The sequence below is a fragment of the Xenorhabdus hominickii genome (genome assembly GCF_002632725.1).
Lineage (GTDB): Bacteria > Pseudomonadota > Gammaproteobacteria > Enterobacterales > Enterobacteriaceae > Xenorhabdus > Xenorhabdus hominickii.
The window spans coordinates 470,901-489,557 of record NZ_NJAI01000003.1; the positions used below are offsets into that span (position 1 = coordinate 470,901).

Here is an 18,657-nt window from a genome sequence, read left to right on the forward strand (position 1 = left end):
TTTACTCATACTCATTGAATGGCTTACAGCAGATATGGCCTATAGCAAGATTCGCCAACCAAAGTTATCAGATGTGATTGAGCAGCGTCTTGAACAGCTCATTCTCGAAGGCTCGCTACGCCCGGGAGAAAAGCTGTTGCCTGAGCGTGAACTGGCGAAGCAGTTTGAAGTATCACGTCCTTCATTACGTGAAGCCATTCAAAAATTGGAAGCCAAAGGCTTTCTTTTCCGTCGTCAAGGGGGAGGAACTTTCGTACAGAACAATCTGTGGCAGAGTTTCAGCGACCCGCTTGCCCAACTTATTGCAGATAATCAAGAATCCCAATTCGACCTCCTTGAAACGCGGCATGCGTTAGAGGGCATAGCAGCTTATTATGCTGCCCTTAGGGGAACCGATGAAGATTTTAAACGCATTGAGCAAAGCCATTTTGCCATTCAAGAAGCTCAGCAAAGTGGCGATGTAAATGCGGAATCAGATGCTGTTTTGCAATATCAGCTTATTGTCACAGAAGCTGCCCACAACGTGGTATTACTGCATTTGTTACGCTGCATGATCCCGATGTTAGAACAAAACATCAGGCGTAATTTCGAGTTCATTTATACCCGCAAGGAAATGTTGACAGCCGTTAGTGACCATAGAGCTGAAATTTTTCGCTCCATTATGGCGAGAGAACCGGAGAAAGCCAGAGAAGCTTCCCATCGCCATTTGGCCTTTATTGAAGAAGTTTTATTGGATCTGACTCGTGAACACACTCGTCGAGAGCGTTCATTGAGGCGGCTCCAGCAACACCAGGAATAAGAGCCTGTCCTTTGGGGCGTCTATGACAAATCAAACCCCCTACTGGGGTAGGTTCTAAACTTGACTGTACAGATCCTGACTGCTGCGTTTGTACAGTTCGTCAACTCTTATCCAAGAGTTTTAGCGGCAATATATAGCAGGGCCTATCTTCCGGTCATAACTGACAGTTCGTCAAAAGGTATGACCAGAAGATAGGCTCCAACAACCATTAGAAATAGATAACAGATAAGGAATACACCATGTCAGATATTTTGAAAAATGACGTGGATCCGATCGAAACTCGCGATTGGTTACAGGCGATCGAATCGGTCATCCGTGAAGAAGGTGTTGAGCGTGCTCAGTTCCTGATTGATCAGGTTTTGAATGAAGCTCGTAAAGGTGGCGTTAGCGTTGCTGCCGGTGCTGCAAGCCGTGATTACATCAACACTATTCCTGTTGAGGATGAGCCTGCTTACCCTGGCAACCTGGATTTGGAACGTCGTATCCGCTCTGCTATTCGTTGGAATGCAGTGATGACCGTTCTGCGTGCATCCAAAAAAGATCTGGAACTGGGTGGCCACATGGCATCATTTCAGTCTTCCGCGACTGTTTATGACGTTTGTTTTAACCACTTCTTCCGCGCTCGCAACGACAATGATGGTGGTGATTTGGTTTACTTCCAGGGCCATATTTCTCCAGGCGTTTATGCTCGAGCATTCCTTGAAGGTCGTCTGACTGAAGAGCAGATGAACAATTTCCGTCAGGAAATCGGTGGTAATGGTTTGTCTTCTTACCCGCATCCAAAATTAATGCCTGACTTCTGGCAGTTCCCAACTGTTTCAATGGGTTTGGGGCCAATCTCTGCTATTTATCAGGCTAAATTCCTGAAATATCTGGAACACCGTGGTCTTAAAGACACTTCTAAACAAACCGTTTACGCTTTCTTGGGCGACGGTGAAATGGATGAACCGGAATCCAAAGGTGCGATCACTATCGCAACTCGTGAAAAACTGGATAACCTCGTATTCATCATCAACTGTAACTTGCAGCGTCTGGATGGTCCAGTAACCGGTAACGGCAAAATCGTTAACGAACTGGAAGGTATCTTTGACGGCGCTGGCTGGCAGGTACTAAAAGTCCTGTGGGGTGAGCGTTGGGATGAACTGCTGCGTAAAGACACCAGCGGTAAACTGGTTCAATTGATGAATGAAACGCTGGACGGCGACTATCAGACATTCAAGTCTAAAGATGGTGCTTATGTTCGCGAACACTTCTTCGGTCGTTACCCAGAAACGGCGGCATTGGTCAAAGACATGACTGATGACGAAATCTGGGCTCTGAACCGTGGTGGTCACGATCCTAAGAAAGTCTACGCAGCACTGAATAAAGCACAGAATACCATTGGCAAACCAACTGTAATCCTGGCTCAGACCATCAAAGGTTACGGTATGGGTGATACTGCTGAAGGTAAGAACATTGCCCATCAGGTTAAGAAAATGAACATGGAAGGTGTTCGTCATTTCCGTGATCGTTTCAATGTGCCTGTATCCGATGAGCAAATTGAAAAACTGCCATATGTGACTTTTGATAAAGATTCTGAAGAGTCCAAATATCTGCATGAGCGTCGTAATGCGCTGGGTGGTTACCTGCCAAGCCGTCGTGTTAATTTCGACGACAAACTGGAAATGCCTGCACTGGAAGATTTCAGCTCACTGCTGGAAGAGCAGTCCAAAGAAATTTCAACTACTATCGCATTTGTTCGTGCCCTGAATGTCATGCTGAAGAATAAGTCGATCAAAGATCGTCTGGTTCCAATCATTGCTGACGAAGCACGTACTTTCGGTATGGAAGGTCTGTTCCGTCAGATCGGTATCTACAGCCCGAATGGTCAGCAGTATACTCCGCAAGACCGTGAGCAGGTTGCATACTATAAAGAAGACTCTAAAGGTCAGATCCTGCAAGAAGGTATCAACGAGTTGGGTGCAGCTTCATCTTGGCTGGCGGCTGCAACTTCTTACAGCACTAACAACCTGCCAATGATCCCGTTCTACATCTACTACTCCATGTTCGGATTCCAGCGTATCGGTGATCTGTGCTGGGCTGCGGGTGACCAGCAAGCTCGTGGCTTCTTGGTTGGTGGTACTTCAGGTCGTACGACTCTGAACGGTGAAGGTTTACAGCACGAAGATGGCCACAGCCATATTCAGTCTCTGACTATTCCTAACTGTATCTCTTATGATCCAGCATTCGCTTATGAAGTGGCTGTTATCATGCATGATGGTTTGGAACGTATGTATGGTGAGAAGCAAGAAAACATCTACTACTACATCACTACTCTGAACGAAAACTACCACATGCCAGCAATGCCCGCAGGCGTTGAAGAAGGTATCCGCAAGGGTATCTACAAGCTGGAATGTCTGGAAGGCGCGAAAGGTAAAGTTCAGTTACTGGGCTCTGGTTCTATCCTGCGTCACGTTCGTGAAGCAGCTAAGATTCTGTCTGATGAGTACGGTATCGGTTCTGACGTGTACAGCGTAACTTCCTTCACTGAACTGGCTCGTGATGGTCAGGACTGTGAGCGTTGGAATATGCTGCACCCATCAGAAGAGCCACGTGTTCCTTATATTGCTCAGGTCATGAATGAAGCACCAGCCGTTGCTTCTACTGACTACATGAAACTGTTCGCCGAGCAAGTACGTAACTTCGTTCCTGCAAGTGATTTCCGTGTATTGGGTACTGACGGTTTCGGTCGTTCTGACAGCCGTGAAAACCTGCGTCATCACTTTGAAGTTGATGCTTCTTACGTGGTTGTTGCGGCTCTGGGTGAATTGGCTAAGCGTGGCGAAGTTGATGTGAAAGTGGTTGAAGAAGCCATCAGTAAATACAACATCAACCCAGAAAAAGTTAACCCACGTCTGGCATAAGAGGTAAAGATTAATGTCTATCGAAATTAACGTACCTGATATTGGTGCAGATGAAGTTGAAGTTACCGAAGTTATGGTAAAAGTGGGTGACACTGTAGAAGCAGAACAGTCACTGATCACTGTTGAAGGTGACAAGGCTTCCATGGAAGTCCCATCTCCACAGGCGGGAGTAGTTAAAGAAATCAAAGTTGCGGTTGGTGATAAAGTTGAAACCGGCAAACTGATCATGATTTTTGAATCCGCAAACGGTGCAGCTTCTGCTGCACCTGCACAGCAGGAAGCAGTTCCTGCAGCAGCACTTGTTGCTGTGGCAGAAAGCAAAGAAGTTAATGTACCTGATATCGGTGGTGATGAAGTTGAAGTTACCGAGATCATGGTAAAAGTGGGTGACATCATCACTGAAGAACAGTCTCTGATCACTGTTGAAGGTGACAAGGCATCCATGGAAGTTCCTGCGCCATTCGCGGGTACTGTGAAAGAGATCAAAATTGCCGCTGGCGATAAAGTCAAAACTGGCTCTTTGATCATGGTATTCGAAGTTGCAGGTTCCGGTGCAGCGCCAGCAGCTCCGGCGGCGGTTCTAGCAGCAGCGTCTGTGGCTTCTGCGGCGAAAGAGGTCAATGTACCTGATATCGGTGGTGACGAAGTTGAAGTTACCGAAATCATGGTAAAAGTGGGTGACACTATTGTTGAAGAACAGTCCTTGATCACTGTCGAAGGTGATAAGGCATCCATGGAAGTTCCTGCGCCATTCGCGGGTATTGTGAAAGAGATCAAAATTGCTGCTGGCGATAAAGTCAAAACTGGTTCTCTGATCATGGTATTTGAAGTTGCGGGTGCAGCACCAGCTCCGGTGGCAGCTCCAGTTACTGCGGCTGAACCTGCTAAAGCGGCACCCGCTCCAGCAGCAAGCAAGCCGGCAGAAGGCAAAAATGAATTTGCAGAAAATGACGCTTACGTTCATGCAACACCAGTGATCCGTCGTCTGGCGCGTGAATTTGGCGTAAATCTGGCTAAAGTTAAAGGTACTGGCCGTAAAGGTCGCATCCTGCGTGAAGACGTTCAGGCTTACGTGAAAGATGCTATCAAACGTGCAGAAGCTGCACCTGCTGCTGCGGGCGGTGGTTTGCCTGGCATGTTGCCTTGGCCGAAAGTTGATTTCAGCAAGTTCGGTGAAATCGAAGAAGTTGAAATGAGCCGCATCCAGAAAATCTCCGGTGCTAACCTGAGCCGTAACTGGGTCATGATCCCTCACGTTAACCTGTTCGATGAAGCGGATATCACAGAAGTTGAAGAGTTCCGTAAACAACAGAACAAAGAAGCTGAGAAGAAACAGCTGGGCGTGAAGATCACTCCACTGGTATTCGTCATGAAAGCAGCCGCGAAAGCTCTGGAAGCTATGCCTCGCTTTAACAGCTCCATTTCTGAAGATGGCCAGAAGCTGATCCTGAAAAAATACGTTAACATCGGTATCGCGGTTGATACACCTAACGGTCTGGTTGTTCCTGTGTTCAAAGATGTCAACAAGAAAGGCATCATGGAACTGTCAAGAGAACTGGCTGAAGTATCCAAGAAAGCGCGTGCTGGTAAGCTGACTGCTTCCGACATGCAGGGCGGCTGCTTCACCATCTCCAGCTTGGGTGGTATCGGTACAACCGGTTTTGCACCAATTGTGAATGCACCAGAAGTGGCAATCATGGGTCTGTCGCGTTCTTCCATGAAACCAGTCTGGAATGGCAAGGAATTCGTTCCTCGTCTGATTCTGCCTATGTCTCTGTCTTTCGACCACCGTGTGATCGACGGAGCAGATGGTGCACGCTTCATCACTTATATTAACCAAGTAATGAGCGATATCCGCCGTCTGGCGATGTAATATAAGGGCCGGTGATATGCCAATAGATTTCGGGTTGCTGCTAACAAAGCAGCAAATTGAAAGATAAGGGAATAACCGGCCTGATGATTACCATCCTTTATGATTACGGTCGTGACAGATATTTTCTTCTCGCATCTGGCAGGTTGGGATTTCTGTCACGTTAACGCGCTTTTCAGGTTATTTACAATTCTGTAAACTGCTCGCGGTGTGTACGTCCCGGTGGAATATGGTTTTTTTTCGTCTGACCCGCCGGACAAACAATTAAGAGGTCATGATGAGTACTGAAATTAAAGCCCAGGTAGTGGTGCTTGGAGCGGGCCCTGCTGGGTATTCTGCTGCTTTCCGTTGTGCAGACTTAGGTTTGGATACTGTTCTGGTTGAACGTTACTCTACTTTGGGTGGTGTTTGCCTGAACGTGGGTTGTATCCCATCTAAGGCGCTGCTTCATGTTGCAAAAGTGATTGAAGAAGCAAAAGCACTGACACAACATGGTATCGTTTTTGGTGAGCCACAAACTGATATCAATAAGATCCGCCTGTGGAAAGAAAAAGTTATTTCCCAGCTGACAGGTGGTCTGGGTGGCATGGCTAAAGGCCGTAAAGTTAACGTGGTCAACGGTATTGGTAAATTTACCGGTGCTAACACTCTGGTAGTTGAAGGCGAAAACGGCGCAACAACGATTAATTTTGATAATGCCATTATCGCAGCGGGTTCACGCCCAATTGAACTGCCATTCATCCCGCACAATGATCCTCGCGTATGGGATTCTACTGATGCACTGGAACTGAAAACTGTCCCAGAACGTTTGCTGGTGATGGGCGGTGGTATTATCGGTCTGGAAATGGGTACTGTTTATCACGCGCTGGGTTCTCAGATTGACGTGGTGGAAATGTTCGATCAGGTTATTCCTGCAGCGGACAAAGACGTTGTTAAAGTATTCACTAAGCGTGTCAGCAAGAAATTCAATTTGATGCTGGAAACCAAAGTGACTGCGGTGGAAGCTAAAGAAGATGGCATCTACGTGACAATGGAAGGCAAAAAAGCACCTGCTGAACCACAACGCTATGATGCGGTTCTGGTTGCTATCGGCCGTGTACCAAACGGTAAATCACTGGATGCTGGCAAGGCGGGCGTTGAAGTTGATGAGCGTGGTTTTATCCATGTGGATAAGCAAATGCGCACTAACGTACCTCATATCTTTGCTATCGGTGATATCGTTGGTCAGCCAATGCTGGCACACAAAGGTGTTCACGAAGGTCATGTTGCTGCTGAAGTTATTTCTGGCAAAAAACATTACTTCGATCCTAAAGTTATTCCATCCATTGCTTACACTGAGCCAGAAGTTGCATGGGTTGGTCTGACTGAGAAAGAAGCGAAAGAAAAAGGCATCAGCTACGAAACCGCAACCTTCCCATGGGCAGCATCAGGCCGCGCAATCGCATCTGACTGTTCTGATGGTATGACCAAACTGATTTTCGATAAAGAAACTAATCGTGTTATCGGTGGTGCAGTTGTTGGTACTAACGGCGGCGAGTTGCTGGGTGAAATCGGTCTGGCTATCGAAATGGGCTGTGATGCAGAAGATATCGCTCTGACTATCCACGCTCACCCAACACTGTACGAATCAATCGGTATGGCTGCGGAAATTTACGAAGGCAGCATCACCGATTTGCCAAACCCTAAGGCAAAGAAAAAGAAATAATTCTTTAGTTTTTGCAGTGATAAATAGCGGCTTCCATTATGGAGGCCGTTATTGTTTATTTAAAATTGACGGTTAAATAGATAGTTATGACTCTAAGGTGTTGTAATGATTTTTTCGATATATGCACTTATGAGCTTTTCATGAATTTCTATTGAGCGTGAATAACAAATTGTCTTTCCTATTAATCTCTTGATATACAATCGTAAATTGAGATTATGTCGCTCTATACGCAGAGTAAAAACCTTTCCTATCAGATGCTTTTCTGGTGCGGCTTCCTTGACATAGCTTTCCTAATCATCGGTTGTGATGAAACGAATGTTAAAATCGAGTAATTTGCGCAGCTCGCATCGGTGCGGGGCCCTGAATACATGGGCTATCATCATGAAAGTGTCGAGTCTTTCCCCTTTCAAATTGTAAATAGAAACTAAGGGTTTTTAAGGCCGAAATAGCAACAAATAGCATTTAAAACCGTAATACACTCTTTATGTACATTTATCTGGCATTTTATCACTGTTCAATGTTGATTTTATGTGAATGAATTAACATGTCATTCAAATTTTGGTATGCTAAACGCCCGAAGCTAAGCATAATTATGATGTTATGCGAGCAAAATCCTCTGACCTGGCACCCTTGGTGATTGTTTTAGATGATTGTTTTTGGATGATCGTTTTTCGATGATCGTTACCGGGTGCAGCCAGCCGGGTATATAAAATGACAATGAGAGCGAGGAGTATGTCGTGCTAGAAGAATACCGCAAGCACGTAGCCGAGCGTGCAGCTCAAGGCATCGTCCCTAAGCCATTAGACGCAGCTCAAGCAGCAGCGCTGGTCGAATTACTGAAGAATCCACCTAAAGGTGAAGAAGATTTCCTGTTAGACCTATTGACCAACCGAGTTCCTCCCGGTGTTGATGAAGCCGCTTATGTGAAAGCGGGTTTCCTTGCTGCTATTGCTAAGGGTGAAACTGCATCTCCTTTGGTCACACAGGAAAAAGCCATCGAATTATTGGGAACCATGCAAGGCGGATATAACATCCACGCTTTAATTGATGCTCTTGATGATGAAAAACTGGCGCCAATTGCGGCAAAAACGCTTTCTCATACTTTGTTGATGTTTGACAGTTTCTATGATGTAGAAGAAAAAGCAAAAGCAGGCAATTCCCATGCCAAGCAAATTATCCAGTCATGGGCTGATGCTCAATGGTTTCTGGAACGCCCTGAGTTAGCAGAAAAAATTACTGCTACTGTCTTTAAGGTCACGGGTGAAACCAACACCGATGATCTTTCTCCTGCACCTGATGCATGGTCACGTCCCGATATTCCTCTGCATGCTCTGGCAATGCTCAAGAATGCCCGCGAAGGCATTGAGCCTGATCAAGCAGGTGCTGTAGGCCCGATTAAACAGATTGAAGCGCTGAATGAAAAAGGCTATCCATTGGCCTATGTCGGTGACGTTGTTGGTACAGGTTCTTCGCGTAAATCAGCCACAAACTCCGTATTGTGGTTCATGGGGGAAGATATCCCATTTGTGCCAAATAAACGTGGTGGCGGCGTTGTTCTTGGCGGCAAAATCGCCCCAATTTTCTTCAATACTATGGAAGATGCGGGTGCGTTGCCAATTGAGGTGGATGTTTCCAAACTCAATATGGGAGACGTGATCGATATCTATCCTTATAAAGGCGAAGTGCGTTATCACGAAACCAACGAGTTGTTGGCAACATTTGAACTGAAAACTGATGTACTCATTGATGAAGTTCGTTCTGGTGGACGTATTCCACTGATTGTTGGCCGCGGTTTGACTAGCAAGGCTCGTGAATCACTGGGTTTACCACACAGCGATGTATTCCGTCAGGCAAAAGCCGTGGCGAAAAGTGATCGTGGTTTCTCATTAGCACAGAAAATGGTAGGTCGAGCTTGTGGGACTGTGGGGATCCGTCCGGGAGAATATTGTGAACCTAAGATGACCTCTGTCGGTTCGCAGGACACGACCGGGCCAATGACGCGAGATGAATTGAAAGATCTGGCGTGTCTGGGTTTCTCTGCGGATCTGGTTATGCAGTCATTCTGTCATACAGCGGCTTATCCAAAACCTGTAGATGTGACTACACATCACACTCTGCCTGATTTCATTATGAACCGTGGTGGGGTATCTCTGCGTCCGGGAGATGGTATCATCCATTCATGGCTGAACCGTATGCTGCTGCCTGATACCGTGGGTACTGGCGGTGACTCTCATACCCGTTTCCCAATTGGTATCTCTTTCCCAGCTGGTTCAGGTTTAGTGGCATTTGCGGCTGCAACGGGTGTGATGCCGTTGGATATGCCAGAATCTGTACTCGTGCGCTTTAAAGGAAAAATGCAGCCTGGCATTACCTTGCGCGATCTGGTTCATGCCATTCCTTATTATGCGATCCAGCAAGGTTTGCTGACGGTTGAGAAGAAAGGTAAGAAAAACATCTTCTCTGGCCGAATTCTTGAGATTGAAGGTTTGCCTGAGCTTAAAGTTGAGCAGGCATTCGAACTGGCAGACGCATCTGCTGAACGTTCTGCGGCAGGTTGTACCATCAAGCTGGATAAAGCACCGATCATTGAATATCTGCAATCAAATATCGTATTGTTGAAATGGATGATTTCGGAAGGTTATGGTGATCGCCGGACATTGGAACGCCGTATTATTGGTATGGAAAACTGGCTGAAAGATCCTCAATTGTTGGAAGCGGATGCGGATGCTGAATATGCGGCTGTGATTGAAATCGATATGGCTGACATTAAACAGCCTATTTTGTGCGCGCCAAACGATCCAGATGATGCTCGTCTGTTATCTGAAGTGGCTAACAGCAAAATTGATGAAGTCTTTATCGGTTCTTGCATGACCAATATCGGCCATTTCCGTGCAGCAGGTAAATTGCTGGATCAGCATAAAGGCCAGTTACCGACTCGTTTGTGGGTTGCCCCTCCAACTAAGATGGATGCAGCTCAGTTAACAGAAGAAGGCTATTACAGCATCTTTGGCAAAAGTGGAGCACGAATCGAGATCCCAGGCTGTTCATTATGTATGGGAAATCAGGCGCGTGTGGCAGATGGTGCCACCGTGGTATCGACATCGACTCGTAACTTCCCGAATCGCCTCGGATCGGGTGCAAATGTTTACCTGGCATCTGCGGAGCTGGCAGCGGTGGCTTCATTGCTGGGTCGTTTGCCAACGCCAGAAGAGTATTTGCAATTCATGGATAAAGTCGATGAAACCGCAGCAGATACTTATCGCTACCTCAATTTTGATCAATTGAATCAATACACAGAAAAAGCGGATGATGTGATCTTCCAAACCGCAGTATAAAACAGTATATTGCAAAGAATGGGGGGAGGCTGATGCCTCCCCTTTTTTTGTATCTGTTTTTATGTCAATTTGTGGACTACCTCTGAGGTGGTATTGTCAAAAGTGTTTAGAATCCAAGCTAGTTGTGGATATATACCCAATAGATTCCAAGTTGCAGCTCAGATAACAAAGATGCAAATTAAAGGATGAAATGTATAAGCAAAAAATAGCAGAGGTGCGTGATGGAATATCAATTTATGCAGGATGTTACTGGTCAGGTAACAACATCTTTTTCAATGGATCATGAAGCTATCGGCCATTGGTTAAATGAAGAAGTTAAAGGTGATTTGAGTGTGTTGGATAAAATCACTGTGGCTTTGAAAGACATTAAAGGTAGCGAGCGTCAGTGGCAACTGGTGGGTCATGAATATACGTTATTAATGACGGAAGAGGAAATCATGATCAGAGCCAATCAGTTACAGTTTGATACAGAAGAGATAATAGAAGAGGGAATGAGCTACTATGATAATGAGAGTCTGGCGTTTTGTGGAACAGACGATTTTATTGCAATGTTAGCTGATTACAAGGAGTTTGTTTTGCAAAAAAATCAAATATAAGTGTTAGTGTTCAACCAACGATGGTTTTCTGCCATAATCGACATTTCATCACTTTTGTGTATTGTGATAGACGCTTTTCTATTTTTTAACAGGAACCTGCATTTGCCGATGGTGTTCCGAGCAAGTAACGCCAACGAATAAGATAGGCTCCAACAATAACGGTGGACTTTTTATGGAAGAGATCAATCTGTCAAATGAGATTGATAAAGCGGCAAGTTGGTTTACTAATAATCAAGATCTACTGACCCAGTATGCGATGAATATCTTATCTGCCATCTTGATTCTTATCGTTGGCCTGGTTGTTGCCAAACTGGTCAATAAAGCAGTTAAACGCGTTATGTCATTACGTGGCATTGATGTCACTATTTCTGATTTTTTATCTGCAATTATTCGTTATGCCATCATTGCGTTTACAGTTATTGCAGTGCTTGGAAAATTAGGAATTCAGACTGCGTCTGTGATTGCTGTGATAGGTGCCGCAGGTTTAGCGGTAGGTCTGGCATTACAAGGTTCACTATCTAATTTTGCAGCGGGTGTTTTATTGGTGATTTTCCGTCCACTACGTACGGGAGAATACGTCATTATTGGTGCTGTGGAAGGAACTGTTGTGCAAGTACAGATCTTTTCTACGACACTGCGCACAGCAGATGACCGTATCATCGTAATTCCCAATGGTAAGATTATTGCTGACAATATTATCAATACTAGCCGTGAACCTAACCGCCGTACCCAAATTATGGTAGGTGTTGCGTATAACGCAGATATTGATGAAGTGAAAAAAGTATTGGGTGATGTAATTCAGGCAGATAAACGCATTCAGCATGACAAAGGGGTCACTATTCGCTTGCATGAAATGGCGCCTTCATCACTGAATTTTGTTGTACGTGTATGGACAACCAATGGTGATGCTTGGAGTGTGTATTGGGATTTGATGGAAAATTTTAAGCGTGCTTTGGATAAGCACAATATCGGTATCCCATTCCCACAAATGGATGTTTATCTACATCAGCAACAAGCGATCTTACAGAATAAGACAGGCGAATAATCAAACTATGTTGGTGTGAGTATTTCTGTTGCTCACGCCAGCATTGCTCACACCAAATTTGAGAAAAAGCATCATTTTTTCTAATGATGAATAAGAATGATTCATTTTCACTTATCCATGACATTGCCTAATATGCATTGATACCGTAACTCATTGAATAATTATCAGGAATCTTTGCATGCTTTCAACATTGATACAGGGTTTTTTTCTTAGTGCCGCTATGATCCTTCCGCTTGGGCCACAAAACGTATTTGTCATGCAGCAGGGGAGTAGAAAACAATTTCATTTAATGAGTGCGTCATTATGTTCTGCCAGTGATGCTTTGCTCATTATGGCAGGAGTATTTGGCGGAAGTGTCTTGCTTGGACAATCGACATTTTTGATGCAAGCAGTCACATGGGGAGGTGTCGCATTTTTGCTCTGGTATGGATGGAGTGCTTTTCGCACGGCACTGTCGGCGGAAGTTGGGCTTTCCCGCGCTGAAAGTTTTGTCCAAAGCCGCTGGCGAGTTGTGGTGACGTTATTTGCAGTAACATGGCTCAACCCTCATGTTTATCTGGATACCTTTGTAGTATTAGGAAGTATAGGGGGACAATTGTCATCGGAGCTTAGGCCGTGGTTTACCATCGGAGCCGTAATAGCATCGTTCAGTTGGTTTTTTGCATTGTCAATTTTGGCTGCGTGGTTCTCACCTGTACTGAACCAACCTCACTCGCAACGGGTTATCAACATCTTTGTCGGTTGCGTGATGTGGTATATCGCTTTTGGATTAATAAAGCAGGGATTACAGCTCCTTGCCTGATTTCAATATTTCTGCATAGATAGTGTGTTCATAGATAGTGTGCTAATGTTTCTGAAAGCACCTTATTACTGAAAATTGGTTGTATTGGAAGGAGGTTTTGTGAAACGTAACTCATTGGTATTAGCCGCGATAATGGCTCTGGGTAGTTTGTCTTGTATGACTGCCTACGCTGCTGAATTGCCATCTGTCCCTCATATTTCAACTTCTGGTAACGCGGTAATCAAAGCGGCACCAGATATGGCCACATTGATTATTCATGTGAATGTGACTCAAAAGAGCGCGGCAGATGCAAAGAAAAAAGTAGATGAACGTATTGCGAAATATTTTGATTTCTTGAAAGACAATGGCATAGAAAAGAAAGATATTGATGCTGCCAATTTACGTACGCAACCAGAATATCAATATGAACAAAAGACCAGTAAATCGACTATTACGGGATATAGAGCCTCGCGTTCAGTTGAAGTAAAAGTTCATAAGCTGGATCAACTGAATACGCTACTTGATGGCGCGCTGAAAGTCGGATTAAATGAAATTAGCTCAGTTCAGTTCAGTGTTGATAATCCGCAGCGTTATCGTGACGAAGCTAGACAAAAAGCCATTGAGAATGCTATTCAGCAGGCAACCGCGTTGGCAAAAGGGTTCAACAGTAAGTTAGGCCCAATATATAGCGTTAATTATCGTGCTCCTGAAGCTGTACCAGCACCAATGAGCCGCCTGCGATATCAGGCAGCTCTGATGGCAGCACCTGCTTCAGATTCAGCCCAAGAAACTTATGAACCTCAGGGCATTGAATTCTCTGATCACGTTGATGCCGTTTTTGAATTACAGCGTTAATTCGCTTCATCTTCCTGAAGTAACATTTGGCGCCCGAATTTTAGTAGGGCGTCAGTGACTTTTCTCATCGCACCACTTTCTGGGGCGAAACGATGCCAGTAAAGCATACGGCGTTGGCATAATCCTGGTGTTAAATCAATTAACTCTCCGGCTTGCAGTTCCCTACCTATTTGCAAATGTGGGATCATGCAACAAGTCGAGCCTTGTTTTGCCAACTGAACAAAGGCTTCGGAAGAATTCACAATATGGCAGGGGACGCTGCCTGGTGATAAATCAAAGTATTGTTGCAAAAACGCTTGGTGCATATCATCCAGATGGTCGAATGCAACGGCGGGTGCTTTCAGTAATGCGGAACGAGTGACGCCATTCGGGAAGAAACGTTCGGCGAATTTCGGAGAAGCAACAAACAGATAATCGAGAGCACCTAACTTATCAACCAAACAGCTTGGCAGAGGCTGTGATTGAATACTAATTGCTCCGACAACTTCCCCACGCCGCAAACTTTCCTGAGTCCGGGTTTCATCTTCTACTTGAATATTTAACCTAATAGGTAAATCAGACAAAACAGGATGGAGAGCTGGTAAAAGCCATGTTGCCAAACTGTCTGCATTAACGGCGAGAGAGAGTAACAATGGGATCTCATTGCCATTTTCATCGCCGAGCCATTGTGCTTCCAGTAATTCTACCTGATGTAATAGCGCGAGCAGTTTTTGCCCTTGCTCTGTGGGACGAGGAGGAACAGTGCGCACTAATAATGGTTGACCAAACAGATTTTCTAATTGTTTGATTCGCTGTGATACTGCAGATTGGGTGATACAAAGTTTTTGCGCCGCCCGTTCGAAACCACGTTCGCGGATCACTGCATCTAATGCTTGCAGTGATCGGTAATCAGGACGTTTCATTGGAAATAAGACTCTCCGTTTTTGCTTTTTTTGAGGGGTATAGCACTATGCCACATTTTTTCGTGGGACGAGGCAAATATTGTTTATACTGGCTGTCAGATTTTTCCTTGTAACTGATTATAGGCTGTGATTGACATGACTCAGGATGAACTGAAAAAAGCAGTAGGTTGGGCGGCATTGGAATATGTTAAACCAGGCACAATAGTAGGTGTTGGTACAGGTTCAACGGCAGCGCATTTTATTGATGCGTTAGGAACTATCAAAGATAAAATTGAAGGTGCGGTGTCTAGTTCTGAAGCATCGACTGAGAAATTGAAAAGCCTTGGTATTCCTGTATTTGATTGCAATGATGTCGAAATGTTGGATATTTATGTTGATGGTGCTGATGAAATCAATGGCCAGATGCAGATGATCAAAGGTGGTGGTGCCGCACTAACCCGAGAAAAAATCATTGCCGCTGTTGCAAAGAAATTTATCTGTATTATTGATTCTTCTAAGCAAGTGGAAGTCTTGGGCAAATTTCCTCTGCCTGTTGAGGTTATCCCAATGGCACGTGCTTATGTTGCCCGTGAACTGGCGAAATTGGGAGGAACACCGATTTATCGTGAAAACGTCGTGACGGATAACGGCAATGATATTTTGGATGTTCATAACCTTTCTATTATCGATCCTTTTGAATTAGAAGATAAAATTAATAGTATCTCAGGTGTGGTAACCGTTGGTCTTTTTGCTAATCGTGGTGCTGACGTGGTACTGGTGGGAAGTGCTGATGGCGTTAAAACGATCGCAAAATAATCGTTTGTTGAGGGCAGAATATTCTGTCCTCAACATATTTTTTTATTTATTCAAAAAAATAAAATTTGGTGATATATATCACTATATTGCCTAAGAAAAACTCAAAATCCTGTCTTTTTTCTGTAACGAATAATTTTACTTTGTATAACAACTTATTTACTGTTACTTATTCTGTCAGGCAAGCAATCGATTGTATTGCTGTTGTCGTTTTTTTTGTTATTTTGGTGGAATCGATAGGCGTTATGAAATTGTGTACAACTAGGGCGGGCAAATGGTTAAGGTATCTTTAGAAAAGGACAAAATTAAATTTTTGCTACTGGAGGGCGTTCATCAAAGTACGGTAGACAACTTAAAGGCAGCGGGTTACAGCAATATTGAATATCACAAAGGAGCATTAGAACCAGAAGCGCTGAAAGAAGCGATTCGCGATGCTCGATTTGTCGGGATCCGTTCCCGTACCCAGCTAACCGAAGAAATTATTTCGGCAGCGGAGAAACTGGTTGCTGTGGGATGTTTTTGTATTGGTACTAACCAAGTTGACCTGCACGCTGCTGCGAAACGTGGTATTCCTGTATTTAACGCGCCATTCTCCAATACACGTTCGGTTGCTGAAATGGTGTTGGGAGAGTTGCTTTTATTATTGCGCCGCATTCCAGAAGCAAATGCGCAGGCACACAATGGCGTATGGAATAAACAAGCAAAAGGTTGTTATGAAGCGCGTGGAAAAAAATTAGGGATTATCGGTTACGGCCATATCGGTACGCAGCTTGGCATTCTGGCTGAAAGTATCGGTTTGAATGTCTATTTCTATGATATTGAACATAAACTGCCATTGGGCAATGCACAGCAAGTTAGTCACTTATCTGAATTGTTGAATATGAGTGATGTTGTGAGCCTTCACGTTCCTGAAACGGCGTCAACCAAAAATATAATTGGGGCCGCAGAATTAGAACTGATGAAACCAGGCTCAATTCTGATCAATGCATCACGCGGTACTGTCGTGGATATTCCTGCTCTCAGTGAAGCATTGGAAATTGGGCACCTTTCTGGCGCGGCACTTGATGTATTCCCAGTAGAACCAGCAACAAACAGTGAGCCTTTCCATTCGCCATTGAGCAAGTTTGATAACGTACTGCTGACGCCACATATCGGTGGATCAACACAAGAAGCTCAACAGAATATTGGTTATGAAGTCGCAGGCAAGCTGGTCAAATACTCTGACAATGGCTCTACGTTATCCGCGGTTAATTTCCCTGAAGTTTCACTGCCTACACACGCCAAAGACACGAATCGGTTGCTGCATATTCATGAAAACCGTCCTGGTATCTTAACCAGCATCAACCAAGTTTTTACTGATCAAGAAATTAATATTGAAGCTCAATACCTGCGGACCGAAGGCAATATTGGTTATGTGGTGATCGATATCACGACGCAAAAACCTGCTCAAGCCGAATTGGTATTACAACAACTGAAAGCCTTGCCTGGCACGATCCGCTCTCGTCTGCTTTACTGAGATGTGATGTCAGATTGATAAGGATCATATTGATTAAAAGCGATATTGATTCATGAAACACAAGGGCTATTGAATAAACAATAGCCCTTACTAGTCATTTAAAGACTCACGCCCATCGCCATATTTTTTCGGGTGTAATGATTTCAGGCAGAGGGATATCCCAACTTGCAATGGGCAATGTCTCGACTAATTGAAAATCGTGAGCCAGCCCGATCGGATAAAAGTGTTGTTGCTGCCATTTGGCCAGCGTCCTATCGTAGAACCCGCCTCCCATGCCTAAACGTTGCCCTGTGCTATCGAAAGCAACAAGCGGAATAAACATGATATCCAGCTCAGATACGGGTAAAACCTGTCGGATATCTAACACCGGCTCTTCTATATTAAAACTATTCTTAATAAGGGGTGTATCTGCACAATAACGCAAGAACAACAGATGACTCCGGCTGAAAGGATGCAATATTGGCAAGTAGACCTGTTTATTTTGTTGCCAAAGTTGTTGAATCAGCGGGCGCGTATCTAATTCCCCATCGAAAGAGAGATACAGAGCAATTTTGTTGGCTTGTTGGATCTTGGGATGAGCCATAACCCGTTGGGTGGTTTGCTGGGCGAATCGTGATTGCTGTTCTGGGGATAAATCTTGACGCAGTTGTCGAATTTTTTTTCGAATGGATTTTCGGAGAGACAAAAAAGAATCTGATTGCATGATACCTGCCTGTTAATGCAGAAAAGGATCAGTACAAATAAAAGTAACACAGATAAAAATTAGGGTTCTCCAAGATGCCGTTGCAGGTAGTAACCCTTGAACCCTTGGTTCAAGGTGAACGCAGAGTCGTTTTTATTAGGCTTCTTGGTCTAGCCAAGCATGCTCACAAAAAACAAAGCACCACATTCTATGGAGATGAAATATCGGCTCAGGGGACTTGCCTGCTCACGAACACCTCAGAGAAATTTTTTTGCTGCTTAAAGCACCTAAACAGGCTCTAAGCAATGCTATGGAGCCTATTGTATGAAACTAAACGAAGAAAGCAACTGATTATATTAATCTATAGTGATTATTGTCTGATTTATCAACAAAATTCAGTTTATTGGCAGGTAAGAGAACGAGGTCATTTACCTTGTTCTAATAATGCTCGTTCAATAGTCTGCTGGAGCATTTTTATTTTTTGCTCCATATTATAGGCATAATCACGGGTTTTCATCTTTTCCTGTGCCAACTCGTGACAGACATTCAGCGCCACAATAAAAACCAGTTGCTCAGTATTAGTTACTCTGGTGCGTTCTTTGAGGTTATGCAAACGCTGATCAAGCTCCTCCGCAGCAGCTTGCAATGCTTCTATCTGCTCTGGTGGACAATTGACACGTAATGACCGCCCAAAAATCTGAATATCTACTGGTTGTGCAGACATGACACCTTCCTGATTTATTACTACGCCGATACCTTGATTCTGACATATACCCTTCATCTTGCAAATCGCTGCTTTGTTGGTTGAGTTGCAACTTGAAATCCATTGGGTATAAAGTACATTCTGGTATAAAACCAAGGCCGACACCAATCATT

General features: G+C 44.4%; 14 protein-coding genes, 1 other RNA gene and 1 pseudogene. 11 read left to right on the plus strand and 5 right to left on the minus strand.

Features of this window, described 5'->3' with window-relative positions:
* Positions 1-34: 34 nt before the first annotated feature.
* The 4 genes from pdhR to lpdA all read left to right on the plus strand — a co-directional run bounded on the left by pdhR (position 35) and on the right by lpdA (position 7,277).
* The gene (pdhR, locus tag Xhom_RS12095) at positions 35-799 is read left to right on the plus strand and encodes a pyruvate dehydrogenase complex transcriptional repressor PdhR (protein WP_069316749.1); all 765 of its coding nucleotides are present in this window, start codon (positions 35-37) and stop codon (positions 797-799) included.
* A 239-nt stretch (positions 800-1,038) separates the two neighbouring features.
* The gene (gene aceE / locus Xhom_RS12100) at positions 1,039-3,702 is read left to right on the plus strand and encodes a pyruvate dehydrogenase (acetyl-transferring), homodimeric type (RefSeq protein ID WP_069316748.1); all 2,664 of its coding nucleotides are present in this window, start codon (positions 1,039-1,041) and stop codon (positions 3,700-3,702) included.
* A gap of 13 nt (positions 3,703-3,715) precedes the next feature.
* On the plus strand, positions 3,716-5,575 hold the full coding sequence (gene aceF / locus Xhom_RS12105) for a pyruvate dehydrogenase complex dihydrolipoyllysine-residue acetyltransferase (protein ID WP_069316747.1): 1,860 nt from the start codon (positions 3,716-3,718) through the stop codon (positions 5,573-5,575).
* Between the two features lie 274 nt (positions 5,576-5,849).
* On the plus strand, positions 5,850-7,277 hold the full coding sequence (lpdA, locus tag Xhom_RS12110) for a dihydrolipoyl dehydrogenase (protein ID WP_099139748.1): 1,428 nt from the start codon (positions 5,850-5,852) through the stop codon (positions 7,275-7,277).
* Positions 7,278-7,369: 92 nt separating this feature from the next.
* Here lpdA and Xhom_RS12115 read toward each other — a convergent pair.
* Positions 7,370-7,638 (minus strand): annotated as a pseudogene (locus Xhom_RS12115) (IS1 family transposase); the annotation flags it as partial.
* A gap of 376 nt (positions 7,639-8,014) precedes the next feature.
* On the opposite strand from Xhom_RS12115, the gene acnB reads away from it, so the two are divergent.
* The 5 genes from acnB (at position 8,015) to Xhom_RS12140 (ending at position 13,889) form a co-directional block, all read left to right on the plus strand.
* Positions 8,015-10,612 carry a bifunctional aconitate hydratase 2/2-methylisocitrate dehydratase gene (acnB, locus tag Xhom_RS12120; RefSeq protein WP_069316745.1) on the plus strand — a complete coding sequence of 866 codons (2,598 nt, stop codon included), beginning with the start codon at positions 8,015-8,017 and terminating at the stop codon, positions 10,610-10,612.
* Between the two features lie 221 nt (positions 10,613-10,833).
* Positions 10,834-11,208 (plus strand): YacL family protein, encoded by a 375-nt coding sequence (locus Xhom_RS12125; RefSeq protein WP_069316744.1) that lies wholly within the window; start codon positions 10,834-10,836, stop codon positions 11,206-11,208.
* A gap of 172 nt (positions 11,209-11,380) precedes the next feature.
* Positions 11,381-12,253 carry a small-conductance mechanosensitive channel MscS gene (gene mscS / locus Xhom_RS12130; protein WP_069316743.1) on the plus strand — a complete coding sequence of 291 codons (873 nt, stop codon included), beginning with the start codon at positions 11,381-11,383 and terminating at the stop codon, positions 12,251-12,253.
* Positions 12,254-12,431: 178 nt separating this feature from the next.
* Entirely contained in the window at positions 12,432-13,055 is a 624-nt protein-coding gene (argO, locus tag Xhom_RS12135; RefSeq protein WP_069316742.1) for an arginine exporter ArgO, read from the plus strand.
* A 99-nt stretch (positions 13,056-13,154) separates the two neighbouring features.
* Entirely contained in the window at positions 13,155-13,889 is a 735-nt protein-coding gene (locus tag Xhom_RS12140; RefSeq protein ID WP_069316741.1) for an oxidative stress defense protein, read from the plus strand.
* Here the strand turns inward: Xhom_RS12140 and Xhom_RS12145 are convergent.
* Positions 13,886-14,791, minus strand: a complete 906-nt coding sequence (locus Xhom_RS12145; RefSeq protein ID WP_069316740.1) for a LysR family transcriptional regulator ArgP — start codon at positions 14,789-14,791, stop codon at positions 13,886-13,888. The genes Xhom_RS12140 and Xhom_RS12145 overlap by 4 nt on opposite strands.
* A gap of 135 nt (positions 14,792-14,926) precedes the next feature.
* Here Xhom_RS12145 and rpiA point away from each other — a divergent pair, with 135 nt between their 5' ends.
* A complete protein-coding gene (gene rpiA / locus Xhom_RS12150) occupies positions 14,927-15,586 on the plus strand; it encodes a ribose-5-phosphate isomerase RpiA (protein ID WP_069316739.1) in 660 nt (219 codons plus the stop codon).
* 271 nt (positions 15,587-15,857) lie between these two features.
* Positions 15,858-17,099 carry a phosphoglycerate dehydrogenase gene (serA, locus tag Xhom_RS12160; protein ID WP_069316738.1) on the plus strand — a complete coding sequence of 414 codons (1,242 nt, stop codon included), beginning with the start codon at positions 15,858-15,860 and terminating at the stop codon, positions 17,097-17,099.
* A gap of 106 nt (positions 17,100-17,205) precedes the next feature.
* Here the strand turns inward: serA and Xhom_RS12165 are convergent, their stop codons facing one another.
* The 3 genes from Xhom_RS12165 to zapA form a co-directional block, all read right to left on the minus strand.
* Positions 17,206-17,802, minus strand: a complete 597-nt coding sequence (locus tag Xhom_RS12165; RefSeq protein WP_069316737.1) for a 5-formyltetrahydrofolate cyclo-ligase — start codon at positions 17,800-17,802, stop codon at positions 17,206-17,208.
* Positions 17,803-17,864: 62 nt separating this feature from the next.
* Positions 17,865-18,048: non-coding RNA, 6S RNA (ssrS, locus tag Xhom_RS12170), on the minus strand.
* Between the two features lie 157 nt (positions 18,049-18,205).
* Positions 18,206-18,505 (minus strand): cell division protein ZapA, encoded by a 300-nt coding sequence (gene zapA / locus Xhom_RS12175; RefSeq protein WP_069316736.1) that lies wholly within the window; start codon positions 18,503-18,505, stop codon positions 18,206-18,208.
* Between the last annotated feature and the right edge of the window lie 152 nt (positions 18,506-18,657).

Bases quoted from the DNA above. Each gene is read 5' to 3' on its own strand.
- pdhR (WP_069316749.1), top strand. From the start codon at position 35: ATGGCCTATAGCAAGATTCGCCAACCAAAGTTATCAGATGTGATTGAG.
- aceE (WP_069316748.1), top strand. From the start codon at position 1,039: ATGTCAGATATTTTGAAAAATGACGTGGATCCGATCGAAACTCGCGAT.
- aceF (WP_069316747.1), top strand. From the start codon at position 3,716: ATGTCTATCGAAATTAACGTACCTGATATTGGTGCAGATGAAGTTGAA.
- lpdA (WP_099139748.1), top strand. From the start codon at position 5,850: ATGAGTACTGAAATTAAAGCCCAGGTAGTGGTGCTTGGAGCGGGCCCT.
- Xhom_RS12125 (WP_069316744.1), top strand. From the start codon at position 10,834: ATGGAATATCAATTTATGCAGGATGTTACTGGTCAGGTAACAACATCT.
- mscS (WP_069316743.1), top strand. From the start codon at position 11,381: ATGGAAGAGATCAATCTGTCAAATGAGATTGATAAAGCGGCAAGTTGG.
- argO (WP_069316742.1), top strand. From the start codon at position 12,432: ATGCTTTCAACATTGATACAGGGTTTTTTTCTTAGTGCCGCTATGATC.
- Xhom_RS12145 (WP_069316740.1), bottom strand. From the start codon at position 14,791: ATGAAACGTCCTGATTACCGATCACTGCAAGCATTAGATGCAGTGATC.
- rpiA (WP_069316739.1), top strand. From the start codon at position 14,927: ATGACTCAGGATGAACTGAAAAAAGCAGTAGGTTGGGCGGCATTGGAA.
- serA (WP_069316738.1), top strand. From the start codon at position 15,858: ATGGTTAAGGTATCTTTAGAAAAGGACAAAATTAAATTTTTGCTACTG.
- Xhom_RS12165 (WP_069316737.1), bottom strand. From the start codon at position 17,802: ATGCAATCAGATTCTTTTTTGTCTCTCCGAAAATCCATTCGAAAAAAA.
- zapA (WP_069316736.1), bottom strand. From the start codon at position 18,505: ATGTCTGCACAACCAGTAGATATTCAGATTTTTGGGCGGTCATTACGT.